The sequence below is a fragment of the Klebsiella sp. MISC125 genome (genome assembly GCF_051131775.1).
Lineage (GTDB): Bacteria > Pseudomonadota > Gammaproteobacteria > Enterobacterales > Enterobacteriaceae > Klebsiella.
In genome coordinates this window covers 3,254,808-3,280,023 of record NZ_CP180448.1, presented here as the reverse complement: position 1 = coordinate 3,280,023, position 25,216 = coordinate 3,254,808, and the positions used below count along the sequence as shown (strand labels likewise).

25 protein-coding genes are annotated in these 25,216 nt (G+C 54.0%); 17 read left to right on the top strand and 8 right to left on the bottom strand.

The annotated features are described in order from the left end of the window. Positions 1-88: 88 nt before the first annotated feature. Both tehA and tehB read left to right on the top strand, forming a co-directional pair. On the top strand, positions 89-1,087 hold the full coding sequence (gene tehA, locus ACMYSL_RS15600) for a dicarboxylate transporter/tellurite-resistance protein TehA (protein WP_434658998.1): 999 nt from the start codon (positions 89-91) through the stop codon (positions 1,085-1,087). Positions 1,088-1,089: 2 nt separating this feature from the next. Continuing rightward, complete coding sequence (gene tehB / locus ACMYSL_RS15595; RefSeq protein WP_434658997.1) at positions 1,090-1,686, top strand: tellurite resistance methyltransferase TehB; 597 nt, start codon at positions 1,090-1,092, stop codon at positions 1,684-1,686. Here the strand turns inward: tehB and pepT are convergent. Then, the gene (gene pepT, locus ACMYSL_RS15590) at positions 1,683-2,912 is read right to left on the bottom strand and encodes a peptidase T (RefSeq protein WP_434658996.1); all 1,230 of its coding nucleotides are present in this window, start codon (positions 2,910-2,912) and stop codon (positions 1,683-1,685) included. The genes tehB and pepT overlap by 4 nt on opposite strands. A 113-nt stretch (positions 2,913-3,025) precedes the next feature. On the opposite strand from pepT, the gene ACMYSL_RS15585 reads away from it, so the two are divergent. Together ACMYSL_RS15585 and ACMYSL_RS15580 are read left to right on the top strand one after the other, a co-directional pair. After that, positions 3,026-4,618: an ABC transporter substrate-binding protein gene (locus ACMYSL_RS15585; protein WP_434658995.1), complete on the top strand. Its 1,593-nt coding sequence runs from the start codon at positions 3,026-3,028 to the stop codon at positions 4,616-4,618. A 135-nt stretch (positions 4,619-4,753) separates the two neighbouring features. After that, a complete protein-coding gene (locus ACMYSL_RS15580) occupies positions 4,754-5,422 on the top strand; it encodes a DUF3313 domain-containing protein (protein WP_182238418.1) in 669 nt (222 codons plus the stop codon). A 157-nt stretch (positions 5,423-5,579) separates the two neighbouring features. On the opposite strand, the gene ACMYSL_RS15575 is transcribed toward ACMYSL_RS15580, so the two are convergent. Further along, complete coding sequence (locus ACMYSL_RS15575; protein ID WP_434658994.1) at positions 5,580-6,476, bottom strand: DMT family transporter; 897 nt, start codon at positions 6,474-6,476, stop codon at positions 5,580-5,582. Between the two features lie 182 nt (positions 6,477-6,658). On the opposite strand from ACMYSL_RS15575, the gene ACMYSL_RS15570 reads away from it, so the two are divergent. After that, positions 6,659-7,525 (top strand): helix-turn-helix domain-containing protein, encoded by an 867-nt coding sequence (locus ACMYSL_RS15570; RefSeq protein WP_304258821.1) that lies wholly within the window; start codon positions 6,659-6,661, stop codon positions 7,523-7,525. Here ACMYSL_RS15570 and ACMYSL_RS15565 read toward each other — a convergent pair. Further along, the gene (locus tag ACMYSL_RS15565; protein ID WP_434658993.1) at positions 7,505-8,671 is read right to left on the bottom strand and encodes a benzoate/H(+) symporter BenE family transporter; all 1,167 of its coding nucleotides are present in this window, start codon (positions 8,669-8,671) and stop codon (positions 7,505-7,507) included. The two genes, ACMYSL_RS15570 and ACMYSL_RS15565, sit on opposite strands and share 21 nt — an antisense overlap. 205 nt (positions 8,672-8,876) lie before the next feature. On the opposite strand from ACMYSL_RS15565, the gene ACMYSL_RS15560 reads away from it, so the two are divergent. From ACMYSL_RS15560 to ACMYSL_RS15550, 3 genes are all read left to right on the top strand, one after another. Beyond that, a complete protein-coding gene (locus ACMYSL_RS15560) occupies positions 8,877-9,299 on the top strand; it encodes a GNAT family N-acetyltransferase (protein ID WP_434664109.1) in 423 nt (140 codons plus the stop codon). Positions 9,300-9,407: 108 nt separating this feature from the next. Beyond that, the gene (locus ACMYSL_RS15555; protein ID WP_181482361.1) at positions 9,408-9,944 is read left to right on the top strand and encodes a helix-turn-helix domain-containing protein; all 537 of its coding nucleotides are present in this window, start codon (positions 9,408-9,410) and stop codon (positions 9,942-9,944) included. Between the two features lie 248 nt (positions 9,945-10,192). After that, positions 10,193-12,157 carry a peptidase U32 family protein gene (locus tag ACMYSL_RS15550; RefSeq protein WP_434664107.1) on the top strand — a complete coding sequence of 655 codons (1,965 nt, stop codon included), beginning with the start codon at positions 10,193-10,195 and terminating at the stop codon, positions 12,155-12,157. A gap of 165 nt (positions 12,158-12,322) precedes the next feature. On the opposite strand, the gene ACMYSL_RS15545 is transcribed toward ACMYSL_RS15550, so the two are convergent. The 3 genes from ACMYSL_RS15545 to ACMYSL_RS15535 are packed head-to-tail and all read right to left on the bottom strand — an operon-like array spanning position 12,323 to position 14,855. Continuing rightward, positions 12,323-12,448 (bottom strand): DUF2474 domain-containing protein, encoded by a 126-nt coding sequence (locus tag ACMYSL_RS15545; protein ID WP_182238427.1) that lies wholly within the window; start codon positions 12,446-12,448, stop codon positions 12,323-12,325. Beyond that, positions 12,448-13,458 carry a cytochrome d ubiquinol oxidase subunit II gene (gene cydB / locus ACMYSL_RS15540; RefSeq protein ID WP_434658992.1) on the bottom strand — a complete coding sequence of 337 codons (1,011 nt, stop codon included), beginning with the start codon at positions 13,456-13,458 and terminating at the stop codon, positions 12,448-12,450. The genes ACMYSL_RS15545 and cydB overlap by 1 nt, the downstream gene beginning before the upstream one ends. Beyond that, entirely contained in the window at positions 13,458-14,855 is a 1,398-nt protein-coding gene (locus tag ACMYSL_RS15535) for a cytochrome ubiquinol oxidase subunit I (RefSeq protein ID WP_182238431.1), read from the bottom strand. Before ACMYSL_RS15535 ends, cydB begins: the two co-directional genes overlap by 1 nt. Positions 14,856-15,171: 316 nt before the next feature. Between ACMYSL_RS15535 and ACMYSL_RS15530 the strand changes: the two genes are divergently transcribed. The 6 genes from ACMYSL_RS15530 to patD all read left to right on the top strand — a co-directional run bounded on the left by ACMYSL_RS15530 (position 15,172) and on the right by patD (position 22,407). After that, the gene (locus ACMYSL_RS15530; RefSeq protein WP_182240748.1) at positions 15,172-16,584 is read left to right on the top strand and encodes a PLP-dependent aminotransferase family protein; all 1,413 of its coding nucleotides are present in this window, start codon (positions 15,172-15,174) and stop codon (positions 16,582-16,584) included. Between the two features lie 470 nt (positions 16,585-17,054). Next, complete coding sequence (ydcS, locus tag ACMYSL_RS15525) at positions 17,055-18,200, top strand: putative ABC transporter substrate-binding protein YdcS (protein WP_434658991.1); 1,146 nt, start codon at positions 17,055-17,057, stop codon at positions 18,198-18,200. Positions 18,201-18,219: 19 nt separating this feature from the next. After that, positions 18,220-19,230 carry an ABC transporter ATP-binding protein gene (locus ACMYSL_RS15520; RefSeq protein WP_434658990.1) on the top strand — a complete coding sequence of 337 codons (1,011 nt, stop codon included), beginning with the start codon at positions 18,220-18,222 and terminating at the stop codon, positions 19,228-19,230. A 1-nt stretch (position 19,231) separates the two neighbouring features. Next, entirely contained in the window at positions 19,232-20,161 is a 930-nt protein-coding gene (locus ACMYSL_RS15515) for an ABC transporter permease (protein ID WP_434658989.1), read from the top strand. Further along, a complete protein-coding gene (locus ACMYSL_RS15510) occupies positions 20,151-20,957 on the top strand; it encodes an ABC transporter permease (protein ID WP_434658988.1) in 807 nt (268 codons plus the stop codon). Before ACMYSL_RS15515 ends, ACMYSL_RS15510 begins: the two co-directional genes overlap by 11 nt. A gap of 22 nt (positions 20,958-20,979) precedes the next feature. Further along, entirely contained in the window at positions 20,980-22,407 is a 1,428-nt protein-coding gene (patD, locus tag ACMYSL_RS15505) for an aminobutyraldehyde dehydrogenase (RefSeq protein ID WP_434658987.1), read from the top strand. A gap of 427 nt (positions 22,408-22,834) precedes the next feature. On the opposite strand, the gene ACMYSL_RS15500 is transcribed toward patD, so the two are convergent. Continuing rightward, complete coding sequence (locus ACMYSL_RS15500; protein WP_142513663.1) at positions 22,835-22,957, bottom strand: small membrane protein; 123 nt, start codon at positions 22,955-22,957, stop codon at positions 22,835-22,837. 583 nt (positions 22,958-23,540) lie between these two features. Between ACMYSL_RS15500 and ACMYSL_RS15495 the strand changes: the two genes are divergently transcribed. After that, entirely contained in the window at positions 23,541-23,825 is a 285-nt protein-coding gene (locus ACMYSL_RS15495) for a hypothetical protein (protein ID WP_112216855.1), read from the top strand. A 49-nt stretch (positions 23,826-23,874) separates the two neighbouring features. On the opposite strand, the gene yncL is transcribed toward ACMYSL_RS15495, so the two are convergent. Further along, positions 23,875-23,970, bottom strand: coding sequence for a stress response membrane protein YncL (gene yncL, locus ACMYSL_RS15490; RefSeq protein ID WP_110274760.1), 96 nt, complete (start codon positions 23,968-23,970; stop codon positions 23,875-23,877). Between the two features lie 197 nt (positions 23,971-24,167). Here yncL and ACMYSL_RS15485 point away from each other — a divergent pair, with 197 nt between their 5' ends. Together ACMYSL_RS15485 and ACMYSL_RS15480 are read left to right on the top strand one after the other, a co-directional pair. Then, the gene (locus tag ACMYSL_RS15485) at positions 24,168-24,341 is read left to right on the top strand and encodes a GhoT/OrtT family toxin (protein ID WP_110274759.1); all 174 of its coding nucleotides are present in this window, start codon (positions 24,168-24,170) and stop codon (positions 24,339-24,341) included. A gap of 71 nt (positions 24,342-24,412) precedes the next feature. Beyond that, positions 24,413-25,213: an alpha/beta fold hydrolase gene (locus tag ACMYSL_RS15480; RefSeq protein WP_434658986.1), complete on the top strand. Its 801-nt coding sequence runs from the start codon at positions 24,413-24,415 to the stop codon at positions 25,211-25,213. Positions 25,214-25,216: the final 3 nt, after the last annotated feature.

Sequence of the window (25,216 nt, the reverse complement as noted above, 5' to 3'; positions counted from 1 at the left end):
TTAACATAAAGATAGCAAAAAACTCCGTAGCGCGTTTTTGAAGGTTCTTTTAAAATGCAACTTAAGATAAATTGAAATATTAAACAAAATGAATAAAAACCATAATAAGAGTCAGGTATTGAATTTACCGGCGGGTTACTTTGGCATGGTGCTGGGCATTATCGGTATGGGCTTCGCCTGGCGCTATGCCAGTACCATCTGGCCGGTGAGCCGGGCTATTGGCGACGGGTTGGTGATTCTGGCAATGGTCATTTGGGCGCTGCTGGCGGTCGCGTTTATTTCGCGGGTGCTACGTTTTCCGCATAGCGTACTGCAAGAGATGCGTCACCCGGTCGCCAGCAGCTTTGTCAGCCTTTTTCCGGCGACCACCATGCTGGTCTCTATCGGCTTTGTGCCATGGCTGCGCTCGCTATCGCTGGTCCTGTTTAGCCTTGGCGTGGTGCTACAGCTCTCCTATTCTGCCTGGCAAAGCGCCGGGTTATGGCGGGGACAACACCCCGGAGAGGCGACGACGCCGGGTCTCTACTTGCCGACGGTGGCGAACAACTTTATTAGCGCCATGGCCTGCGGCGCGCTGGGTTTTAACGATGCCGGGCTGGTGTTTCTTGGCGCGGGGATCTTCTCGTGGCTCAGCCTGGAGCCGGTGATTTTGCAGCGTCTGCGCAGCGACGGCGAACTACCGACCGCCATGCGAACCTCGCTGGGCATTCAACTGGCCCCGGCGCTGGTGGCGTGCAGCGCCTGGTTGAGCGTCAACGGTGGGGAAGCGGATACCTTTGCTAAGCTGCTGTTTGGCTACGGCCTGCTCCAGTTGCTGTTTATGTTTCGCCTGATGCCGTGGTATTTGCGCCAGCCGTTTAACGCGTCGTTCTGGAGCTTCTCGTTCGGTATCTCCGCGTTGGCGACCACCGGGCTGCATCTCGGTCATACCCATCCCAACGGATTTTTTCATGCCCTGGCGATGCCGCTGTTTATCTTTACCAACGTCATTATCGGGTTGCTGCTGATTCGTACCTTCCTGCTGCTGATGCGCGGCAAACTGCTGATTCGCGTCGATCGCGACACGTTATTAAAAAATAAGGATTAACCATGACTCTTCGTGATGAAAACTACTTTACCGATAAATACGGCATGACCCGCACCCACTCGGAAGTGGTGCATGCCGCTACGCTGATCGCGCCGGGCAAGACGCTGGATCTGGGCTGCGGTAACGGGCGCAATAGCCTTTATCTGGCGGCTAATGGCTTTGACGTTACCGCGTGGGATAAAAACCCGGCCAGCATCAACAATCTTGAAAGTATTCGTCAGGCGGAAGGGCTGGAGAACCTGCAGGCGGCGATTAAGGACCTTAACTCGCTGAGCTTTGACGGCGAGTATGATTTTATTCTCTCCACCGTGGTGATGATGTTCCTTGAGGCAAAGACGATCCCGGGGCTTATTGATAACATGCAGCGCTGCACTAAAGCGGGTGGATACAACCTGATCGTCGCGGCGATGGATACTGAAGACTATCCGTGCACCGTTGGCTTCCCGTTTGCCTTTAAACCGCAAGAACTGCGTAATTATTACGCGGGTTGGGAGTTCCTCAAGTACAACGAAGACGTCGGCGAACTGCATCGCACCGACGCCAACGGTAATCGCATTAAGCTGCGTTTCGCTACTATGCTGGCGCGCAAACTCGCTTAACGCGCGGCCAGTAGACAGAGCTGTAACGCGGTCTGATAAGAGGCCTCAAAGGCGCGTAGCGGCAGAAACTCAAACTTCGAGTGGAAGTTGTGCGCGCCGGTAAAGAAGTTTGGTGTTAATACTCCCTTTGCCGATAGCGCTGCGCCGTCGGTGCCTCCGCGCATCGGCGTCGGTTTCGGCGTGATCCCTAAGCTTTCCATCGCCTCAAACATCAGGTCGATGGCCCGGCGATCGTCGCCAATCGCATTGCTGATGTTGCTATAGGTATCGCTGACGTGGAATTCGACGCTGCCGGTTGGATACTGCGCGGCGATTTTCTGCGCCACTTCGCCAATCTGCTGCTTGCGACGGTTAAAACTTTCAAGGTCAAAATCGCGAATGCTGGCCTGTAGCAATGTGCTGTTTTGATCGCCCTGGATACCGTTAAACCAGACGTAGCCTTCGCGTCCGGCGGTATGCTCCGGGGTTTGCTGGCGGTCAAAATGGCTCATGTAATCGGTTGCCATTAGCAAGGGATTGACCAGCATACCTTTTGACGACATCGGGTGGGCGGTGACGCCGGTAAAGCGGATTTCCGCTGCTGCGGCGTTAAAGTTCTCATAGACGATTTCGCCCAGCTCGCAGCAGTCGATAGTCCAGGCGAAGTCGACGACAAAGCGGGAAAGATCCAGCGCTTTGGCCCCGCGCAGGCCAACTTCTTCATCCGGGACAAACGCGACAACGATATCGCCGTGGCGATGCTCCGCCGTCAGGTTTTCCAGCACCGTCATCACCACCGTCACGGCGGATTTATTATCGGCTCCGAGTACGCTGGTGCCGTCGCTGAAAATGATCTCTTCACCCGGATAAGCGGAGATTTCCGGATGTTCCGCCACTCGTAGCCAAATATCTTTATCAGTATTTAAACAGAGATCTTCACCCGTAAAGCGCAGAATTTGTGGATGAATATCCGGCGACAGGCCGACGTCGACGGTATCGATATGGGTAATAAAGCCAATCCGCGGCGCGCCGGGAACATTGCCTTTTTTAACCGCCGTGACGGTAGCGTGTTCGTCAATCACGATTTCATCCAGGCCCAGCTGTCGTAACTCATCGGCAAGCGCCTGCGCCATCGTGTGTTGTCCCGGCGTAGTGGGCAGGGTGGTCGCGCGTGGGTCGCTCTGGCTGGTTATCGCCAGATAGCGAAAGAAGCGTTGGGTTAATTGACTGGCTAGCGGAGATGACATAGTGATTCCTTCTTTATTTGTTTTTTCAGGTGTTTGCAATGAGGCTTTAGTGTTATGTATGAATGGCAAAACAACAAGCTATACATTAGCTGACAAATTAAAAAGGAAAGCATATGCAACGCAGATTCACGACGCTTGCTCTGGCATTAGCCGCGCTGACGGCCAGCTCGGCTATTAGCGCAAAAACGCTGGTCTACTGTTCCGAAGGATCGCCGGAAAACTTCAACCCTCAGCTCTACACCTCTGGTACCAGCGTGGATGCCAGCGCGGTGCCTGTCTACAACCGGTTGGTTGATTTTAAGGCCGGGACCACCGAACTGCTGCCGAGCCTGGCAGAAAGCTGGGAGGTCAGCGAAGATGGCAAAGTTTATACTTTCCATTTACGTAAAGGCGTTAAGTTTCAGAGTAATAAATATTTTAAACCGACCCGTGATTTTAATGCCGATGATGTGATTTTCTCTTTTATGCGGCAAAAAGATCCTAACCATCCTTATCACAATGTCTCCAGCGGTAATTATTCCAATTTTGAAAGTCTCGAGTTTGGTCAATTAATTACCAATATCGATAAGCCGGATGAATATACAGTTCGCTTTACGCTCGCCCATGCGGAAGCGCCATTTGTTGCCGATCTTGCCTGGTATTTCGCCTCTATTTTATCGGCGGAATATGCCGATGCGATGTTAAAAGCCGGGACGCCGGAGCGGGTGGATATGGACCCGATTGGTACTGGTCCGTTTAAACTCGCCCAGTATCAAAAAGATTCGCGCATTCTTTTTACTTCTTTCCCGGAATACTGGCAGGGGAAGGCCAATATCGACAGGCTGATCTTCAGCATTACTCCGGATGCCTCAGTACGCTATGCCAAGCTTGAGAAGAATGAGTGTCAGGTGATGCCGTTCCCCAACCCGGCTGATTTGCCGAGGATGAAAGAGAACAAAGATATCAATCTGATGAGTAAAGCGGGTCTCAACACCGGCTTCCTGGCATTTAATACCCAGAAAGCGCCCCTTGATAACGTCAAAGTTCGTCAGGCCTTAGCTATGGCGATCAATAAACCGGCGATTATTGAAGCGGTATTCCACGGTACCGGTACGGCGGCAAAAAACCTGCTGCCGCCAGGCGTGTGGAGTGCGGATAGCAATCTGAAGGATTATGAATACGATCCACAGAAGGCTAAAGCTCTGCTGGATGAATCGGGGGTTGCAGGTCCGATCACTATCGACCTGTGGGCGATGCCGGTTCAGCGTCCCTATAACCCGAACGCCAAACGTATGGCCGAGATGATTCAGGCCGACTGGGCGAAAATCGGCGTGCAGACCAAAATCACCACCTATGAGTGGGGTGAATATTTAAAACGCGTGAAGGATGGTGAGCATCAGGCGGCGTTGATGGGCTGGACGACGGCTACCGGCGATCCGGATAACTTCTTCGGCCCGTTATTTACCTGCCAGTCGGCAAACGGCGGTTCTAACTCAGCGAAATGGTGCTATCAACCATTTGACAAGCTGATTACTGAAGCTAAATCGATAACCGATCGCCAAAAACGCGAAGCACTCTATCTCCAGGCGCAGCAAATGATGCACGACCAGATGCCCGCGGTGATGATTGCTCATTCGACCATTTTTGAACCGGTGCGTAAAAACGTTTCCGGCTATGAAATAGATCCTTTTGGCAAGCATATTTTTTATCAGGTGGATATAAAATAAATACAATGAGAACCCGCTGGCAACAGCGGGTTTATTTTATCCAGGTACTTGACGTACCACCTTTTTTGCCACAAAACTTACCCCTGTATTTTGCTATAACACGTGCCGATAGATTACATTTACAGGGATTAACCTATGCGTACTCAGTTATTTTTTAAGGTCGCCGCGCTTGCTGGCCTGTTAGCGTTAGCCGGCTGCTCATCAAAACTCGCTAAACCCGAACAATATTCCGGTTTTTTAAAAGATTACTCAAACTTAAAAGAAACCACCTCCGCTTCCGGTAAACCTGAGCTGCGCTGGATTTCTCCGGATTATAATCCGAGCAATTACGACAACGTTGTTTATAACCCGATCACTTATTATCCGGTACCAAAACCGACGACGCAGGTTGGCGAAAAGGCATTGGCCGATATCTTAAATTACACCAACAAAGAGATGAAACAGGCTATTTCCGAGCGTAAGCCGCTGGCAACCACCGCAGGTAAACGCAGCCTGATCTTCCGTGGTGCCATCACCGGCGTGGATTCCAGCAAAGAAGGCTTGCAGTTCTATGAAGTCATCCCGGTGGCAATGATTATCGCCGGTACTCAGGCGGCAACAGGCCACCGTACCATGGATACCAACCTGTACTTTGAAGGTGAGCTGATCGATGCGGCGACTAAAAAGCCGGTCATCAAAGTCGTGCGTAAAGGTGAGGGTAAAGATCTCTCCAATGAAAATACGCCGTTAACCGTCGATACCCTGAAGCAGGTTATTGATGATATGGCGATTGACGCGGTGAAATTCGACCCGAACAACCGCTAAGTCAGTTTTATCAATGAAGAAAGGCGCTATGAGTTGATAGCGCCTTTTTAATTACTGGTAGTCAGTCATCGACTGGCGGCTGAACTCGGTTTTTGTAGGTCAGGTAAGGCGCCAGCCGCCACCTGACAAGAATGCAGCACCGGTCGTCCCAATTTACCTATGCCAGCCTGCGGCGCAGGAACCACTGCTCAGGACGAGCAAACATCACCAGATTCCCGACCAGAATCAACGCCAGTCCAGCCACGGCGTTGCTGTGCCAGACATATCCCTCATAAAACGTCGAGATTGTCAGCGCGACCAGCGGAAACAGCAGTGTACTGTATGCCGCTTTGCTCGCGCCAATTCTGCCGACCAGAGTGAAATAGGCGCCGAAGGCGATAACGGAACCAAATAGCGACAGATACAGCAGCGCGCCCATATAGCTGAACGTCCACTGCGGCGTGAAATCATCCCCACGTACCAGAGCAATGGCACCCATCACCAGCGTGCCGTAAAGCATAGCCCAACTGTTGGTGGTTAATGTTTCCAGACCGCGGCGCTGGTGGCGAATGCTGAGCATATTCCCCAGCGAAAAGCCGTAGGTTCCCAGCGCGCTAAGCGCGATGCCGAATAGGAGCGACGCATTCAGGCCGTTGGCCCATAAATCATCCCAGAACAGCGTAACGATACCCGCCAGGCCCAGCGCGGCGGCCAGCCAGAAGCGACCCGGCGGCTGCTGGCGGAAAAAGAGAAAGCTGTTAATGGCGTTAAACAGCACCGCCATGGAGAATATCACCGACTCAAGGCCGGTATTGATATACGCGGCGGCGGTATAGAAACACCAGAAGTTAAAGCAGAATACGCAGCAGCCCTGTAGCAGGCAGAAGAGATGGTCGCGTGCGGCCAGCGGGCGCAGACGGCGGGTGACCAGAAGAACGGTCAGCATCGTGACGCTGGCCAACGCAAAGCGCCAGAAAATGGACACCGGCGCGGCGACCGGTCCTTGCTGCAAAAAGATAGCAATCCACGTCGTGCCCCAGATAACGACGACTAATCCGTAGAGTAATGCGTTCAAAATGTCTCTCCCGTGAGTGTTGTACCGGTCATTCTGACGCCTTAGGCTACGCCGTGCTGTCATCAGCCTGTTGCTGACTTGCAAATTCTTGCGCTTATTTTTGGTTATCGGCGGGTGAAGGCTGGTATCTGCCTGTGACTCTTCATAGACTGGATGCCTGCAGAATCTGAAATGTGAAGGCTATGGCTTACGGGACTTTCGAAACATTGCGTCAAAAAAATGCCGTGCTGCGGGAGACGGTGAAGCTTAACTCCGGTATTCAACTGGCGGCCTGGTATAACAATCTCGATACTATAACGGTACAAAGCGATCACCATACCCTGAGCTTGTATGTTGCCGATGGTTATGAAAGCTACCAGAAAACCGCTCATGGCTGGAAAAACGGCGGCGGTCCGGACCGTTTCTGTCTGATGCCGAAAGGTGATGAGAGCACCTGGGATATTCGCGGCGACCTTTCGTTTGTCCATATGTACTGCACGGACGAGCATTTGCGCCGGGTTGGCGAGCAGATTTGGGACCGCAGCCCAGCCTCATTCACCTTGCAGGAAAAAACCTTCTCCAGTGATGACAAAATTACCGCCGTCTATCGCCAGTTTCTGCTGGATAACGACTGGCAGCAACAGGCGAACCAACTCACGCTAAGCTCCGCCAGCACGTTGCTACTGACGCATCTTATCCAGAATTACTCTAACGTTCAGTGGCGTTTGCCTACCGTGACCGGCGGGCTAGCACCGCATATCTTGCGCAATACTGTGGCGTGGGTTGAGGAAAATCTGGACCAGCCGCTGACGCTGGCGGATCTGGCCCGGGAAGCAGCGCTGAGTGAGTACCATTTTGCGCGGATGTTCCGCCAGTCGATGAAAATGGCACCACATCAGTACGTCATGCAGCGCCGTATGATCAAAGCGAAGGAACTCATCTGCCGAAGCGTTCTGCCATTAACTGATATTGCGATGGCCTGCGGTTTCAGCTCCGCCAGTCATTTTAGCAACCGGGTTAAAAGCGCCACCGGCCTGACGCCATCACAGCTACGGGCGGCGCAGCGTTGATAGCAGAACATAGCTGACGCCGCCGAGCACCAGTCCCCAAAAAGCAGATCCAATGCCCGCCAGCGTCACGCCGCTGGCGGTTATCAGGAAAGTCACCACCGCCGCATCGCGTTCATTTTCATGGTTTAGTGCCTGAAACAGACTGCCACCAATGGTACCGAGCAGTGCCAGCCCGGCAAGCATCTGGATCCACGCCATCGGCAGCGCTGCCATCAGCGACGTAATCGAGCCACCAAATATCCCCGCCAGCAGATAAAAAATGCCTGCCGCCGCCGCTGCAAGCCAGCGTTTTTGCGGTTCCGGATGGGCTTCCGGGCTCTGGCAAATGGCGGCGGTAATCGCCGCGATGCAGATGGAATACACGCCAAACGGTGACAGCAGCAGCGCCAGGCCGCCGGTTGCCACGATCAGTGGTGAAGCGGGGACCCGATAACCCGAAGCCTGAAGCGTGGCGAAACCGGGGGCGTTTTGCGAAGCCATGGTGACGAGGAAAAAAGGCAAACCGACGCTAAGCAGCAGCGCAGGAGTAAACACCGGAGCAATATAAGAAGGGGCAACAAAACTCAAATTTATCTGTGACGTTGTCACATCTCCGTTTAGTCCGGCTACCGCACCTCCCACTAACAGTGCGGCTACCACGGCAAAGCGGGGAAACCAGACTTTGCACAATAGCCAGGCGGCCAGCATGCCGCCGCATAACAGTAGATTGTCTTGCAAACTAGCGAAAGCCTGCATGCCAAAGCGCAGCAAAATCCCGGCCAGCATCGCCGCCGCCAGCGAATGGGGAATGATCTTCATCAACCGGGCAAAGAGGCCAGTGACGCCGCAAAGTACGATTAAGGCGTTGGCAAAAATAAAGACGCCAACCGCCTGCGCCAGCGTGACTCCTTGCAGGCCGCTGACCAGTAGCGCTGCACCAGGAGTTGACCAGGCCGTAAGAATAGGAACCTTTTGCCACAAGGTTAACGCCAGGGTACTGACGCCCATTCCCAAACCTAATGCGGTCATCCAGCCGGCGATTTGCGTGGCATCGGCTCCCGCGGCGGCGGCGGCCTGCCAGATGATGGCGGCGGAGCTGGCGTAGCCGACTAATACGGCGACAAATCCGGCAAGCAGCGTCGGAAAGGGTACGGTAAATGTGTGCATGAGTATCTCTTGTGCGTTATAGCGGTCGATGTAACTTAACACTGTGCGCTATAACGTACAACTGGCTTTGTTTTGTTTCTGGCGCTTCAGCCAGAGCGTAGTGATTGTGAAGTTCAAACAGGAAATGGTGCTGTTTTATCTTGACAAAACTGAACGAAATTCAATAGATATCACTGTAAATCAATCACAAAGGAAGTCATCCATCATGGTCACGACCAGAATTGCTAATGAGGCCGATGCTCCCGATCTGCTCGCGCTTTTTCAACAGCTCGGCTACCCGGTAGATTTAGCCAATCTCCGCGACTTATTGCGTGAAGATAACTCGTACCGCTACACCTTGGTTGCCCTGGTGGAGGAACAATTATCCGGGGTGATTGTGGTCAATCTTATTGAACCAATGCATGAAAAAGGGCGCTGGGGACTAATTTCAGCACTGGTGATTGACGAATCCTGCCGGGGGGCGGGAGTTGGCCGGATATTGTTGGCTGAAGCTGAACGGATTGCTATTGCCAGCGGTTGTCGCCAAATTGAACTCTCCAGCAGCGAACGGCGGGAACAGGCGCATAAGTTTTACCAAAATAATGGTTACAGAGAAGTCAGAAAGCGTTTTTTGAAAACTCTTGTTTAATGATTCTGACTCCTAACCTTAAGTGCACGTTCTAACGCTTGCCGCTAAACGCCCTGTAGAATCAGGTGAATATGCGTATAATTCCCTCAGATATTATTGGGAGGTTGAATGAATATTGCGCAACATCTGTCTGCGACCCTAAAAGCGTTGCGCCAACAGCGCGGCTGGAGCCTGTCGCGACTAGCGGAAGAAACCGGCGTATCCAAAGCGATGCTGGGCCAGATTGAACGTAACGAGTCCAGCCCGACGGTCGCCACGTTGTGGAAGATTGCCACCGGCCTGAACGTGCCGTTCTCCGCGTTTATCGTGGCCGATGATACCGCCGCACCGGCCGCATTTGACCCGCAGCAGCAGGCGATGGTGGTGACGCCAATATTTCCCTGGGACCCGGTGCTACGATTTGACCATTTCTCCATTACCCTGGCCCCCGGCGCGCTGAGTGAGTCTACGCCCCATGAGCAAGGGGTTATCGAGCATGTGGTGGTGATTAGCGGCGTGCTGGATCTCTGTTTGCAAGGCGAGTGGTTGTCGTTGCAGCCCGGTGAGGGGCGGCGTTTCGCCGGTGACTTAGCCCATGCTTATCGCAATAGTAGCGTGCAGACTGCCCATTTCCATTCGCTGATCCACTATCCGAAAGAAAAATAAAAAAGCCGCGAGCGAACTCGCAGCCAGGCAAATGACTGAGACAGCAAATCACAACGTGACGAGGAAAATCCGGAATACGTGATAACTGTATCCTCCGGCGCTTTTTCTGGGAAATACCTTTTCCTTCAATGCTTTGCTGAAAACCGAAAATTCCCCCTGCGACGGCGGCGGAAAATGTTTTAGTCTGCGCGTAGTTCTGACTACAATAGCCGCCATTTCGACCCCCTATAATGGATAACGACGAGCGTATGCGCCTGCAAAACCATCATCTTGAACTTCTCAGTCCTGCCCGCGATACCGCGATCGCTCGTGAAGCGATTTTACACGGTGCCGACGCGGTCTATATCGGCGGACCGGGCTTTGGCGCGCGCCACAACGCCAGCAATAGCCTGAGTGATATCGCCAGTCTGGTGCCTTTCGCTCATCGCTACGGCGCGAAAATATTCGTGACGTTGAACACCATTCTTCATGATGATGAGCTGGAACCGGCGCAGCGCCTGATTACCGACCTGTATGAAACCGGCGTGGACGCGCTGATAGTCCAGGACATGGGGGTGATGGAGCTGGATATCCCGCCGATCGAGCTGCACGCCAGTACCCAGTGCGACATTCGCAGCGTCGAGAAAGCAAAGTTTCTCTCCGACGTTGGTTTTAGCCAGATTGTTCTCGCTCGCGAGCTGAATCTTCAGCAGATCAAGACCATTTACGATAACACCGACGCGACCATTGAATTCTTTATTCACGGCGCGCTGTGCGTGGCTTATTCCGGCCAGTGCAATATTTCCCATGCGCAAACCGGGCGCAGCGCCAACCGCGGCGACTGCTCGCAGGCTTGTCGCTTACCGTATACCCTGAAAGACGATCAGGGCCGCGTCGTGGCCTACGAAAAGCATCTGCTGTCGATGAAAGATAACGACCAGACCGCCAATCTGGCGGCGCTGATCGATGCGGGCGTGCGCTCCTTCAAGATTGAAGGTCGCTACAAAGATATGAGCTACGTGAAGAACATCACTGCGCATTATCGCCAGATGCTGGATGCGATTATTGAAGATCGCGGCGATCTGGCGCGCGCTTCCGCCGGTCGCACCGAACACTTCTTTATTCCGTCGACCGATAAAACTTTCCATCGCGGCAGTACCGACTATTTTGTTAACGCGCGTAAAGACGATATCGGCGCGTTTGACTCGCCGAAGTTTATCGGCCTGCCGGTGGGCGAAGTGCTCAAAGTGGGGAAAGATTTTCTCGACGTCGACGTGACTGAGGCGCTGACTAACGGCGATGGTCTGAATGTGATGATCAAACGTGAAATCGTCGGTTTTCGCGCCAATACGGTAGAAAAAACCGGCGAAAACCGCTATCGCGTATGGCCGAATGAAATGCCCGCCGACATGTACAAAGTGCGCCCGCACCAGCCGTTGAACCGCAACCTCGATCATAACTGGCAGCAGGCGTTGCTGAAAACCTCCAGCGAACGTCGAATCGCGGTGGATATAGAATTGAGCGGCTGGCAGGAACAGCTGGTCTTAACCATGACCAGCGAAGAGGGCGTGAGCGTTACCCACACTCTTGACGGCGAGTTTTCTGAAGCAACTCAGGCCGAGAAAGCGCTGGCGAACCTGCGCGACGGCGTGGCAAAGCTAGGCCAGACGATTTACTACTCGCGCGCTGTGCAGGTTAATTTGCCGGGGGCGCTGTTTGTGCCGAACAGTCTGCTTAATCAACTGCGTCGTGAAACGGTAGAAATGCTGGATGATGCACGCCTGAAGGCCGTGGTACGAGGCAGCCGTAAGCCGGTTTGCGTGCCGCCGCCGGCCTATCCTGAAACGCATCTGTCGTTTCTGGCGAACGTCTACAACCATAAGGCCCGTGAGTTTTATCAGCGCTATGGCGTACAGCTGATTGATGCCGCCTATGAAGCGCATGAAGAGAAGGGCGACGTGCCGGTGATGATTACCAAGCACTGTCTGCGCTTTGCCTTCAACCTGTGCCCGAAACAGGCCAAAGGTTCGATTAAGAGCTGGAAAGCGACGCCGATGCAGCTGATTCATGGTGATGAAGTGCTGACGCTGAAGTTCGATTGCCGCCCGTGTGAAATGCACGTCATTGGCAAGATGAAAAACCATATCCTGAAAATGCCGCTGCCGGGCAGTATTGTCGCTTCCGTCAGCCCCGACGATCTGCTGAAAACCCTGCCCAAGCGCAAGGGTGCCTGATAGCGGGCTCAGATTGCAGACAAAGTGCGCCTCTCTGGAATTGCCCGGTGTCGGCTAACGCCTTACCGGGCCTACGGGGAATTCGTAACATGATGATATTGTAGGTTTTGTAGGCCGCGCAAGGTGCTAGCCGCCGCCCGGCAGACTTGCTGTCGGGCGGCGGTATCAAACCCTTAATCCCGCCGCCGTCATCAGCAATCGAAATCCCATGCTCACCGCCGCCAGTGCCAGCACGCTGCCGCCCCACAGGGCAATCATCCACAATGTTCTTTTAAGCCATAATCGTTGCATCAGTGGTACCCCTCGCCATGTTGAACTTTGCCGCGAAAAACGTAGTAGCTCCAGAAGGTATAGCCAAGGATCACCGGCAGAATCAGCAGCGCCCCGACCAGCATAAAGCCCTGGCTCTGCGGCGGCGCGGCGGCCTGCCAGAGGGTGATGCCCGGCGGAATAATATACGGCCAGATGCTAATTCCCAGACCGCTAAAGCCGAGGAAAATCAGTCCTAGCGTCAGGACAAAAGGCAGCAGATGGCTGGCGCTATTACGCAGTGTTCGCCATAGCCAGGCGCTTATCGCGGCGACCAGCAGCGGTACAGGCAGCAGGAAGAAAAGGTTAGGCAAGCTGAACCAGCGTTGGGCTATAGCCGGTTGCGCCAGCGGAGTCCAGATGCTGATTGCCGCAATAATGACCAATAGCGCCAGTAGTAGGCCGCGTGCGGCAATGCGCATTTTTCGTTGCAGCGAATTCTCGCTTTTCATCACCAGCCAGCTGGCACCCAGCAGCGCATAGGCGATGCACAGACCCAAACCGCAGAACAGAGTAAACGGTGTGAACCAGTCAAACATCCCGCCGCTGAAGCTGCGGCCGCTGACCGCGAAGCCGTTGATCACCGCGCCAACCACCATGCCCTGCGTGAAGGTTGCCAGAAGTGAACCTCCCATAAAGGCTCTGTCCCAGAACGGACGGTGTGATGGCGTCGCGTTAAAGCGAAATTCAAAGGCGACGCCGCGAAAGATAAGGCCGATCAGCATCAGGGTGAGTGGGATCGCCAGCGCGTCAATAATTACCGCGTAAGCCAGCGGGAAAGCGCCAAACAGCCCCGCGCCGCCGAGCACTAGCCAGGTTTCATTGCCGTCCCAGACCGGTGCGACGCTGTTCACCATCACATCGCGGTCTGCAGCATCCCGTGTGGTGCTGAATAAAATGCCAATCCCCAGGTCGAAGCCATCCATCACGATGTACATCAGGGTGGCAAAGACGATAATGACAAACCAGATAACCGATAAATCGATACCCATTAGTGGGACTCCTTCTGCTGTACACCGTCTGTCGCGGCGGAAAGCGGGCGTGCTGGCGTTCCTGAGGTAGCCGGTTGCGCTTCCTGCGGGCCTTTACGAATCAGGCGCAGCATATAGCTATAGCCGACGCCAAATACCGAGCTGTAAACCACGATAAAGGTCAACAAGCTGATGGACATATGCAGATCGCCGTGAGCGGAAACGGCATCGGCGGTGCGCTGTACGCCGTAAACTACCCACGGCTGACGGCCCACCTCGGTGGTGACCCAACCCGCCAGAATGGCGATGAGCCCCGACGGTCCCATCCACAACGCAAAGCGCAGAAAGGGTTTTGAGTGATACAGACGACCGCGATAGCGCAGCCACAGGGCCAGCGCGCCGAGCAGAATCATCAGCATGCCAAGCCCGGCCATCAGGCGGAATGACCAGAAAACAATGGTGGAGTTAGGTCTGTCTTCCGCGGCGAACTCCTTCAGCGCGGGGACCTGTTTATCCAGACTGTGGGTGAGGATCAGGCTACCGAGAGCCGGAATTTCCAGACCGTAGCGAGTGCGTTCCTGCTGCATATCCGGCCAGCCGAACAGCAGTAGCGGGGTCGGCTCTCCGGGAATATTCTCCCAATGGCCCTCAATCGCGGCAATTTTGGCGGGTTGATGTTTCAGCGTGTTCAGCCCGTGCATATCGCCGATCATCGCCTGAATGGGGGCGACAATCAGCGTCATCCACAGCGCCATAGAGAACATAGCACGCACCGCGGGCGTGTTATTGCCGCGTAGCAGATGCCACGCTGCCGACGCGCCGACGAACAGCGCGCTGCTGAGAAAGGCCGCCACCGACATATGTAGCAGGCGGTAAGGGAACGACGGATTAAAGATAACCGCGAACCAGTCCACCGGCACAACCTGGCCATTGACGATTTCAAACCCCTGCGGCGTTTGCATCCAGCTATTGGAGGCGAGGATCCAGAAGGTGGAGATAATCGTCCCCAGCGCCACCATACAGGTGGCGAAGAAGTGCAGACCAGGGCCGACACGGTTCCAGCCGAACAGCATCACGCCGAGGAACCCGGCTTCAAGAAAGAAGGCGGTCAGCACTTCGTAAGTCAGCAGCGGGCCGGTTATGCTCCCGGCGAACTCTGAAAATCCGCTCCAGTTGGTGCCGAACTGGTAGGCCATCACCAGCCCGGAAACCACGCCCATCCCGAAGTTAACGGCGAAGATTTTCGACCAGAAATGGTACAGCGAGCGCCAGGTTGGATTTTTGGTTTTTAACCATAACCCCTCCAGCACCGCCAGGTAGCTGGCCAGGCCGATGGTGATGGCGGGAAAGATAATATGAAATGACACGGTGAAGGCAAACTGGATCCGCGCCAGGTGGAATGCATCAAGACCGAACATGCAGAACTCCGCAACAAAATTGATTCAGCGCAATTCTAGGCTTCGCCCAGGCCAGGTTGCAGGAACAGAAACGCTGTTTTTCCCTATAACAGTTAGGTTCTGTTATGAAATTTTGGCAAAACGAAGGATGGATATCTCCCGGTTCGCCGGGCTATCGATTTACCGCCATCTGCGGATTGGTAGCCCGGGCAAGGCGCGTCAAGCGCCGCCCCCGGGAATGTGTTGTTTCACTACACACCATAACAGTTTTTATAAACTGCCATTATTTATCATCTGATATATCATTGATTACAAGAATGATAAACCGGACCCGACGATGAAAAAGTACCAGCAGCTGGCGCAGCAGCTTACCGAACAGATTGCGCTTGGCGTATGGCTACCTGGCGACAGGCTGCCGTCGCTGCGCGAACAGGTGGTGAGCAGCGGGATGAGCTTTATGACCGTCAGCCATGCCTATCAACTGCTGGAAAGTCAGGGACGGATTATCGCCCGCCCGCAGTCCGGCTATTATGTTGCGCCGCAGCCGATCAAGCAGCGTCAGCCGGAGCCGCCCGCGCAGGTAACGCGCGATGAAGCGGTGGATATCAACACCTACATTTTTGATGTGCTACAGGCCAGCAGACGAGCGTCGATGCTGCCTTTTGCCTCGGCCTTTCCCGACCCACGGCTGTTCCCCTTGCCGCAGCTTAACCGCTCGCTGGCGCAGGTGAGCAAAACCGCCACCGCCATGAGCGTGATTGAAAACCTGCCGCCGGGTAACGATGAACTGCGTCACGCCATTGCTCGCCGCTATGCGCTGCAGGGAATGAATATCTCTCCGGACGAAATCGTGATTACCGCCGGGGCGCTGGAGGCGTTGAATCTCAGCCTGCAGGCGGTGACGGAACCGGGTGATTGGGTGGTGGTGGAAAACCCCTGTTTCTACGGCGCGCTTCAGGCACTGGAGCGGCTGCGCCTGAAGGCGCTGTCGGTGGCGACCGATGTGAAAGAGGGGATTGATCTTGCCGCGCTGGAGCAGGCGTTACAAAACTATCCGGTCAAGGCCTGTTGGCTGATGACCAACGGTCAGAACCCGCTTGGCTTCACGCTCAGCGCGGAGAAAAAAGCGCAGTTGGTCGCTTTGTTGGCGCGCTATAACGTAGTGCTGATTGAAGATGATGTTTACAGTGAACTCTATTTTGGCCGCGAGAAGCCGCTGCCGGCGAAGTACTGGGATCGTGATGACATGACGCTGCATTGCAGCTCATTTTCTAAGTGTCTGGTACCCGGGTTTCGCATCGGCTGGGTGGCGGCGGGCAAACACGCCCGGCGTATTCAGCAATTGCAGCTCATGAGCACGCTCTCCACCAGTTCGCCGATGCAGCTGGCGCTGGTGGATTATCTCTCGACCAAGCGCTATGACGCGCATTTACGGCGGTTGCGCCGACAGCTTGCCGAGCGCAAACAGCTGGCCTGGCAGGCGCTGCTTCGCCATCTTCCCGCCGAAGTCAAAATCCACCACAGCGATAGCGGCTATTTTCTCTGGCTCGAACTGCCCGCCGGGGCCGATGCCGGGGAACTCAGCGCGCGTGCGCTGGCGTATAACATCAGCATCGCCCCGGGAAAAATGTTTTCCACCACCGCCAGCTGGACCTCGTTTTTCCGTTTTAATACCGCATGGGGCTGGGGTGAAAGAGAGGAGCAGGGTGTGAAGCGGCTGGGTGAACTGATCCGCGAGATGCTGAAGTAGCTTGAGGCGGATAACAAACCTGTTTTAACCATGGTTCTCGTATTTCTGCCGAGTGGCGGCTAGCGCCTTACACGGCCTACAAAACCTTTATATTTCGGTAGGCCCGTGCAAGCGAAGCGCCGCCGGACAATTCCAGAGGTTCGCACTTGGTTAGTCGTCTGGAGCAACTGAAGTCACTTTTGTTTATTTCCAGTCGATTATCCCGGCCCGTAAAATAAGCCGGGCATTATGCTGGTTATTATTTTACCGCGACTAACCATAGGAAATTCGCATAGTCGTATTACCCCGCTAACTCCTTGTCTATAATCCACAAAGTTATATCATGTTAATTAATTGTTGCGTAATGTGCCCTTTGTCACAACCTGAATAAATTTCCCCGGGGGGGCCTAAGCGCGCCGTCTACTGTTATTAAGGGAGATATTTTTACGGCACGGCTGCCGCTAATTTTCTTGTGACAGGAGTAAGACCCGATGAGCAAAAAAATTGCCCGTGGCAGCCTTTGTGTGCTGGGTATGGCCTTCCTGACGGCGCAGGCCGCCGAGCCGCCGACGTCTCTGGATAAAGGAGAAGGGCGTCTCGATATTATTGCCTGGCCGGGATATATCGAACGCGGCCAGACGGATAAAAGCTACGACTGGGTAACCCAGTTTGAAAAAGAGTCCGGCTGCCAGGTGAATGTGAAAACCGCCGCCACCTCCGATGAAATGGTCAGCCTGATGGCTAAAGGCGGATACGATCTGGTGACCGCTTCCGGCGATGCGTCCCTGCGCTTGATTATGGGCAAGCGCGTGCAACCGATTAACACCGCGCTGATTGCCAACTGGAAAACCCTCGACCCGCGCGTTGAAAAAGGCGCGTGGTTTAACGTCGGCGGGAAGGTATACGGTACCCCGTATCAGTGGGGGCCCAATCTGCTGATGTACAACAGCAAAACCTTCCCGACGCCGCCGGATAGCTGGGACGTGGTATTTGTAAAACAAAACCTGCCGGACGGCAAAACCAATCAGGGGCGCGTGCAGGCCTATGACGGGCCGATTTATATTGCCGATGCCGCGTTGTTCGTCAAAGCGACCCAGCCGCAATTAGGGATTGATGACCCCTATCAGCTTACCGAAGCGCAGTATCAGGCGGTGCTGAAGGTCCTTCGCGATCAGCATGGGCTGATTCACCGTTACTGGCACGACACTACCGTACAAATGAGCGATTTTAAAAACGAAGGCGTCGTCGCTTCCAGCGCCTGGCCCTATCAGGCCAACGGTCTGAAGGCGGAAGGCCAGCCGATCGCCACCGTCTTCCCGAAAGAGGGCGTCACCGGCTGGGCGGATACCACCATGCTGCATAGCGACGCCAAACATCCGGTTTGTGCCTATAAGTGGATGAACTGGTCGCTGACGCCGAAAGTTCAGGGCGACGTCGCTGCGTGGTTTGGTTCGCTGCCGGTCGTCCCGCAGGGCTGTAAAGCCAGTCCGTTGCTCGGGGAAAAAGGCTGCGAGACCAATGGCTACAATGAGTTTGCCAAAATTGCGTTCTGGAAAACACCGGTCGCTGAAGGCGGAAAATTCGTTCCTTACAGCCGCTGGACCCAGGATTACATCGCGATTATGGGCGGTCGTTAAGTCGCCGGAGGCGAAGAACATGTACGCGGTTGAGTTTGATAATGTCTCGCGCCTGTATGGCGACGTGCGGGCGGTGGATGGCGTCAGTATCGCCATTCGCGACGGTGAGTTTTTCTCGATGCTGGGGCCGTCCGGCTCCGGCAAAACCACCTGCCTGCGGTTAATCGCCGGGTTTGAACAGCTTTCCGGCGGGGCGATCCGTATTTTTGGCAAACCGGCCAGCGAACTACCGCCGTGGCAGCGCGATGTGAATACCGTTTTTCAGGATTATGCGCTGTTTCCCCATATGTCGGTGCTCGACAACGTTGCCTACGGGCTGATGGTCAAAGGGATCGGCAAAAAGGAGCGGCATGTTCGCGCGCAGGAGGCGTTGGAAAAGGTTGCACTCGGTTTTGTCCAGGCACGCAGACCTTCTCAGCTTTCTGGCGGTCAGCGCCAGCGGGTGGCGATTGCCCGGGCGCTGGTCAATCAGCCGCGCGTCCTGCTGCTGGATGAACCGCTCGGCGCGCTGGATTTAAAACTGCGCGAACAGATGCAGGTTGAGCTGAAAAAACTGCAACAGGCGCTGGGCATCACCTTTATTTTTGTCACCCACGATCAGGGCGAGGCGCTGTCGATGTCCGATCGCGTTGCGGTGTTTAATAACGGGCGAATTGAACAGGTTGATGCGCCGCAGGACCTCTATTTGCGGCCCAAAACAGCGTTTGTTGCCGGATTTGTCGGGACCGCCAACGTCTTTAGCAGCGAACGTGCACAAAAACTGTGTGCGATGGCCGGGGCATGGTCGCTGCGCCCGGAACACATTCACCTGAACGCGGCGGGGGAAATTCAGACGCAGGGCGTGGTGCAGGCGGTGCAGTATCAGGGGGCGGCGACGCGCGTCGAACTGAAGCTGACCGATGGCGAAAAGCTGCTGGTGAGCCAGGCAAATATTGATGGTCACGCCGCGTTAAACGCACCGCCGGTGGGGCAAACGGTAATGGCTTCGTGGTCGCGAGCAGCGATGGTGCCTCTGGAAAGCGGAGGCTGACATGACCATGGTGATTCCGCCTGCTTCAACCGGTCGCTTGTCGGCATTATTTTGGCGTAAACCCTCTTTGGGCCTGTTTCTGTTGCTACTTGGCCCGCTGATGTGGTTTGGCATTGTCTATTTGGGTTCGCTGCTGACCCTGTTATGGCAAAGCTTTTACACCTTTGATGACTTTACTATGTCGGTGACCAGCGACCTGACGCTGGCCAATCTGCGGGCGCTGTTTAACCCGGCGAATTACGACATTATTGTGCGTACGCTGGTGATGGCGCTATCGGTGACGGTTGCCAGCGCGATTCTGGCGCTGCCAATGGCGTGGTACATGGCGCGCTATACCCGCGGCAAAATGAAAGCCTTCTTTTACATCGCCGTGATGCTGCCGATGTGGGCGAGCTATATCGTCAAGGCCTATGCGTGGACGCTGCTGTTGGCGAAAGATGGCGTAGCGCAGTGGTTTTTGCGCCATCTCGGGCTGGAAAGCGTGCTGAGCCTTGTACTGACCATTCCGGCCGTGGGAGGCAATACGCTTTCAACCTCGGGGCTGGGCCGTTTTCTGGTGTTCGTCTATATCTGGCTGCCGTTTATGATCCTGCCGGTGCAGGCTGCGCTGGAGCGACTGCCGCCGTCGCTGCTTCAGGCTTCCGCCGATCTTGGCGCGCGTCCGCGTCAGACTTTCCGCTACGTGGTGCTGCCGCTGGCGATCCCTGGCATTGCGGCAGGGTCGATATTTACCTTCTCGCTGACGCTGGGCGATTTTATCGTGCCGCAGTTGGTGGGGCCTCCGGGGTTCTTTATCGGCAATATGGTCTATTCCCAGCAGGGGGCGATTGGCAATATGCCGATGGCGGCTGCTTTTACCCTGGTGCCTATCGTGTTGATTGCCCTTTATCTGGCGTTCGTGAAACGTCTGGGAGCGTTTGATGCACTCTGAACGCGCACCGCTGTTCCTGAAAGTAGCAACCTGGGGAGGGGTGATATTCCTGCATTTCCCGCTACTGATCATCGCCCTCTATGCGTTTAATACCGAAGATGCCGCCTTTAGCTTTCCGCCGCAGGGCCTGACCCTGCGCTGGTTTAGCGAAGCGGCAGGGCGTGCCGATATTATTGAATCCGTGACGTTGTCACTAAAAATAGCTGCGCTGTCCACGGCTATCGCGTTGGTACTTGGCACGCTGGCTGCAGGAGCATTATGGCGCAGCACTTTCTTTGGCAAAAACGCGGTGTCGTTGCTGCTACTGTTGCCGATTGCGCTGCCCGGTATTATTACCGGGCTTGCGCTGCTCACCGCGTTTAAGGCGGTCAACCTTGAGCCGGGTTTGCTGACCATCGTCGTGGGTCATGCGACTTTCTGCGTGGTGGTGGTGTTTAACAACGTGATTGCCCGCTTTCGCCGGACCTCGTGGAGCCTGGTGGAAGCATCAATGGATTTAGGCGCGACGGGCTGGCAAACCTTTCGTTACGTCGTGTTGCCCAATCTGGGATCGGCGCTACTGGCGGGCGGGATGCTGGCGTTCGCCCTGTCGTTTGATGAAATTATCGTCACCACCTTTACTGCGGGACATGAACGCACGTTGCCGCTCTGGCTACTCAATCAGCTTGGTCGCCCGCGCGATGTTCCTGTGACCAATGTGGTGGCGCTGTTGGTGATGCTGGTGACGACGATACCGATTTTGGGGGCCTGGTGGCTCACCCGTGACGGCGATATGAGTGCTGAAAACGGAAAATAAAACACCGATACAGGATACGACTATGCAACATAACCTTTTAATTAACGGTAAGTTAGTGGCTGGGGAAGGCGAAATGGTGCCGGTGTTTAATCCTGCCACCGGTGAAGAGATTTTGTCGATTGCCGAAGCCACGGCGGCGCAGGTTGATGCCGCGGTTGAAGCCGCCGATGAGGCGTTTGTCAACTGGAGCCAGACCACACCGAAAACCCGTGCTGAGTATCTGCTCAAGCTGGCAGATACCATCACGGAACATGCGCAGGCGCTGGCTGAGCTGGAGTCGTTAAACTGCGGTAAGCCGTTACACTGCGTGGTGAACGATGAACTCCCGGCGGTCGCCGACGTGTTCCGCTTCTTTGCCGGGGCGGCCCGCTGCCTGCCGGGGATGGCGGCGGGTGAATATCTTGAAGGACATACCTCCATGATCCGCCGGGACCCGGTGGGCGTGGTTGCCTCTATTGCACCGTGGAACTATCCGTTGATGATGGCGGCATGGAAGCTGGCGCCCGCGCTGGCGGCAGGCAACTGCGTGGTGATCAAACCTTCAGAAATTACCCCGTTAACTGCGCTGAAGTTGGGCGAACTGGTAAAAGATATTTTTCCCGCCGGGGTACTTAACGTGCTTTTTGGTCGCGGGGCAACCGTCGGCGATCCGCTGACGGCCCACGCTAAAGTACGAATGGTGTCATTAACTGGTTCAATTGCCACCGGGGCGCATATCATCGGCCATACTGCCTCGTCGATTAAACGTACCCACATGGAGCTGGGCGGCAAAGCGCCGGTTATCGTGTTTGATGATGCGGATATTGAGGCGGTGGTGGAGGGCGTGCGGACCTTTGGTTTCTACAACGCCGGGCAGGATTGTACCGCCGCCTGTCGTCTCTACGCGCAGGCCGGGATTTACGATCAACTGGTGGAAAGACTGGGCGCTGCGGTCGCCAGCCTGAAGATGGGGCCCCCGGATGATGAAACAACCGAACTGGGGCCGCTAAGCTCACAGGCGCATCTTGAAAGAGTCAGCGCCGCCGTCGATGCTGCTCGCGCGCTGCCGCATATTCAGGTGGTGACCGGCGGCAGCAAAGCATCGGGTCATGGCTACTACTATCAGCCCACGCTATTGGTGGGCGCTAAGCAGGAGGATGCGATCGTGCAGCGCGAGGTCTTTGGCCCGGTGGTGAGCGTCACGTCGTTTGAGGATGAAGAACAGGTGCTTAACTGGGCTAACGATTCGCAGTATGGCCTGGCGTCGTCGGTGTGGACTAAAGATGTTGGCAGGGCGCATCGCCTCAGCGCGCGTTTACAGTATGGCTGCACCTGGGTTAATACTCATTTTATGCTGGTCAGCGAGATGCCGCACGGCGGACAGAAACTCTCCGGCTATGGCAAAGATATGTCGATGTATGGCCTGGAAGATTACACAGTAGTCAGACACGTGATGATTAAACACGGATAGAACGAACATGCGATATAGTTACGCGGCTTCTAAATTAGCTTGCTAATAGTTGCGATAGCAGCAAATGTTAAAACAGAGCGGTTTTTTTATGAGAATATTCTCAAACCCCTTCAAGAGCTAAGCCATCATGAGTGCCGGAGATAAGCGCCGGATGGGGTCTGTTAACCACCCTGGGTGCAGGATGTACCCCGGGCGGGTAGTGCGATATAACACCCGTCGGGAATGGCAACGACTATCAAGCCCCTGCATTGTTTGCAGGGGCTTTTTGTATGGGTTATTGCGAATGATTGAGAGCAGCGTGCAGGTGTGATTTTGGCAAATGTTGCTGCCAGGTTAAAGCGATCTTACCCAGAAGAATAAATGACGGAGTATCATCAATAATCAATAACACGAAGGCATAATTTATTTTTATAAAATAATTATCATGCTAACGTTTTGTTTTTTTGCTCGGTAAACTCGACTGCCTACGATCGCGAAAGTAAGACACGAGATTATAAATCGCAGCGACCAGTAAAATTAACGCCACAATAAGAACGGCGATTCCCGACATGTACCACCTCAAAAAATTGAATGAGTGAAAAACAAGCATTGCATAACTTTCGTTTATGAATGTATGGTTTTATGCCAGATAACGCAAATGATATTTCCTATCATTTAAATGACAAAATCATGCAAAATACTCACGTGGATGATGGTAATTGTATGTTTATTAATTGATTTTTTGAAATTTTCATCTTGGTTCAATTCGCGAACAATCAGGAGTAATCGCATTTCGTGCTAATAGTGAGATTGTCTCATCAATGCTTTAATCTTGAATACTGATGGATGTGAAGCGCTCATCTGGCTGAGAGACATGATAACCGTATTGCGTTCTCAGGTAGCAATTTCAATGTTGTGTTTAATGTGCATTTATATTTATCAATAACTCTATAGATTAAACCACATTAATATTGGTGTTATTAATTATCGGGTGCGATCGTTGTTTTTGGGGGTTATAGAAATAACGTGAGCGGTGCTTGTTATTTATCTCTGGTATTTTGAATACGCATAAATGTAACTTGTTTGTTAATTTCATGTGGAGCGACGACTTCAGGAAGGACTGGGGGGCTGGGTTTGACTTTCCATAGCCGCTCATGCGAACATTCCGCGCAATTTGTTACTTCGAAGTTGATATTGTTTTGAAAAAAATAGCATGTTTTCTATTTGTGGTCTGCGCCACGGCAACTCTTTACGGCAATTTCCCGGCTAAACATATTATTGGATGTGAAAAGCAGGGGGTACCGGAAGCTATCTGCATCGCTGCCGAGTGGGATAGTGAAAAAGTCGATCTGTTACCGGCATACAATCCTGAAAGTCTGAAGGTGCTTGCCTTACAAAATAGCGGATCTGCTGCCGATGCGGGCGCTTTCAAATCGTAAAAAAGCAGCCCTTGAAGGCTGCTTTTTTAGGTTTCATCGCTGAGTAAAATCAGTAAAACCAACCAAAACGAACGGACAACAGGCTGATGAGCGCAAGTGCTGCGCCGACATTAATCAGAATGACGGTTTTGCTGGAAACATCCATAACGCCACCTTTTTGAGTAAGCCTCTACAGGTATAGTACGAGGTCAAAGATTGCGCTATCGGACAAAGCCGAATCGATCGACTTTCTGAAAATTATGCTTGCCTTTGTTTTAAGATTTCATCATCTCTGATGCACGCTGGGGTGCGAAAGAGCATTGTCTTTAGTGAAAATGCTTATCAGGGAAGGAAGAAGAAAAAATGACCGTATACCAGAAAATGCTGGTTTTTTATGCCGTTATGGGATGTATCTGTGCCGTGATAAGCTGGTTCTTAACCAAAGAGAGCCGTTGGATACGTCTGCTTGCCGCGTTGTTGATCGGCGCGACCTGGCCGTTCAGCTTCCCGATGGCGCTGCTGGTCTCGTTGTTCTGATTTAAAAATCGATAACCCGCGTTATATGATGGCTGTTTAAAAAAACAGTGATAACTAACGGATGGTCATCGATGAACAGTTTCTTTTCCTCTCAGGCTGGCGCCACCGTGCGCTGGCTCGATCTGCCCGGTCGCGGCGAACCTATTGTTTTTATTCACGGCCTGGGCTGCGCCTCTACGTATGATTATCCTCGCGTTGCCGCCGATCCCGCGCTGGCAGGTCGGCGGATGCTCCTTGTTGATTTACCCGGTTATGGCTATAGCGATAAACCGGCCTCTTTTGGCTATCGCACCGGCGATCAGGCAAAGGTGGTGGTCGAACTACTGGAACACTTAGCGCTTACACGCTGCTATTTATATGGACACAGCATGGGGGGCAGCATTGCGATTGAAGCGGCAGAACTGCTTGCTGAGCGAGTAATGGCGCTGCTGGTGGCCGAGCCGAATCTGTATCCCGGCGGAGGGATGTACAGCAGACGCATTGCTGAACAAACTGAGGAGCGCTTTATTGCTCAGGGCTACGGCGACATGCTATCGGCTGAAACATCACCCTGGGCAGGTTGCCTGCAAAACAGCGCTCCCCGGGCCGTCTGGCGCGGGGCAAGCAGCCTGGTGAAAGGTGTTACGCCTTCCTGGTTTACCCGCTTTAGCGCTTTAGCCTGCCGTAAGGCCCTGGTCTACGGCGAACTTTCTCTCCCCGCGCAGGAAGCCATTGACGTTAAAGCCGTCGGAATCCCGCTGTTTATTGTGCCCCAGGCAGGGCACTCAATGGCATGGGAAAATCCATCAGCGCTGGCCCAAACGCTGGCCGATTTTTACTTTAGCGCTGAGGCAGAACGTCAGCTTAACGATGCGGTCTCCAATAAGTCGTGACGC

What these genes read in the sequence shown, in the direction of transcription:
- ACMYSL_RS15495 (WP_112216855.1), top strand. Translation starts at nt 23,541, where the DNA reads ATGCGAACATTCCGCGCAATTTGTTACTTCGAAGTTGATATTGTTTTG.
- ACMYSL_RS15485 (WP_110274759.1), top strand. Translation starts at nt 24,168, where the DNA reads ATGACCGTATACCAGAAAATGCTGGTTTTTTATGCCGTTATGGGATGT.
- ACMYSL_RS15530 (WP_182240748.1), top strand. Translation starts at nt 15,172, where the DNA reads ATGAAAAAGTACCAGCAGCTGGCGCAGCAGCTTACCGAACAGATTGCG.
- ACMYSL_RS15580 (WP_182238418.1), top strand. Translation starts at nt 4,754, where the DNA reads ATGCGTACTCAGTTATTTTTTAAGGTCGCCGCGCTTGCTGGCCTGTTA.
- pepT (WP_434658996.1), bottom strand. Translation starts at nt 2,912, where the DNA reads ATGTCATCTCCGCTAGCCAGTCAATTAACCCAACGCTTCTTTCGCTAT.
- ydcS (WP_434658991.1), top strand. Translation starts at nt 17,055, where the DNA reads ATGAGCAAAAAAATTGCCCGTGGCAGCCTTTGTGTGCTGGGTATGGCC.
- ACMYSL_RS15515 (WP_434658989.1), top strand. Translation starts at nt 19,232, where the DNA reads ATGACCATGGTGATTCCGCCTGCTTCAACCGGTCGCTTGTCGGCATTA.
- tehA (WP_434658998.1), top strand. Translation starts at nt 89, where the DNA reads ATGAATAAAAACCATAATAAGAGTCAGGTATTGAATTTACCGGCGGGT.
- ACMYSL_RS15520 (WP_434658990.1), top strand. Translation starts at nt 18,220, where the DNA reads ATGTACGCGGTTGAGTTTGATAATGTCTCGCGCCTGTATGGCGACGTG.
- ACMYSL_RS15535 (WP_182238431.1), bottom strand. Translation starts at nt 14,855, where the DNA reads ATGTTCGGTCTTGATGCATTCCACCTGGCGCGGATCCAGTTTGCCTTC.
- ACMYSL_RS15510 (WP_434658988.1), top strand. Translation starts at nt 20,151, where the DNA reads ATGCACTCTGAACGCGCACCGCTGTTCCTGAAAGTAGCAACCTGGGGA.
- tehB (WP_434658997.1), top strand. Translation starts at nt 1,090, where the DNA reads ATGACTCTTCGTGATGAAAACTACTTTACCGATAAATACGGCATGACC.
- ACMYSL_RS15565 (WP_434658993.1), bottom strand. Translation starts at nt 8,671, where the DNA reads ATGCACACATTTACCGTACCCTTTCCGACGCTGCTTGCCGGATTTGTC.
- ACMYSL_RS15585 (WP_434658995.1), top strand. Translation starts at nt 3,026, where the DNA reads ATGCAACGCAGATTCACGACGCTTGCTCTGGCATTAGCCGCGCTGACG.
- ACMYSL_RS15560 (WP_434664109.1), top strand. Translation starts at nt 8,877, where the DNA reads ATGGTCACGACCAGAATTGCTAATGAGGCCGATGCTCCCGATCTGCTC.
- cydB (WP_434658992.1), bottom strand. Translation starts at nt 13,458, where the DNA reads ATGGGTATCGATTTATCGGTTATCTGGTTTGTCATTATCGTCTTTGCC.
- yncL (WP_110274760.1), bottom strand. Translation starts at nt 23,970, where the DNA reads ATGGATGTTTCCAGCAAAACCGTCATTCTGATTAATGTCGGCGCAGCA.
- ACMYSL_RS15545 (WP_182238427.1), bottom strand. Translation starts at nt 12,448, where the DNA reads ATGCAACGATTATGGCTTAAAAGAACATTGTGGATGATTGCCCTGTGG.
- ACMYSL_RS15570 (WP_304258821.1), top strand. Translation starts at nt 6,659, where the DNA reads ATGGCTTACGGGACTTTCGAAACATTGCGTCAAAAAAATGCCGTGCTG.
- ACMYSL_RS15480 (WP_434658986.1), top strand. Translation starts at nt 24,413, where the DNA reads ATGAACAGTTTCTTTTCCTCTCAGGCTGGCGCCACCGTGCGCTGGCTC.
- ACMYSL_RS15555 (WP_181482361.1), top strand. Translation starts at nt 9,408, where the DNA reads ATGAATATTGCGCAACATCTGTCTGCGACCCTAAAAGCGTTGCGCCAA.
- ACMYSL_RS15500 (WP_142513663.1), bottom strand. Translation starts at nt 22,957, where the DNA reads ATGTCGGGAATCGCCGTTCTTATTGTGGCGTTAATTTTACTGGTCGCT.
- ACMYSL_RS15550 (WP_434664107.1), top strand. Translation starts at nt 10,193, where the DNA reads ATGCGCCTGCAAAACCATCATCTTGAACTTCTCAGTCCTGCCCGCGAT.
- patD (WP_434658987.1), top strand. Translation starts at nt 20,980, where the DNA reads ATGCAACATAACCTTTTAATTAACGGTAAGTTAGTGGCTGGGGAAGGC.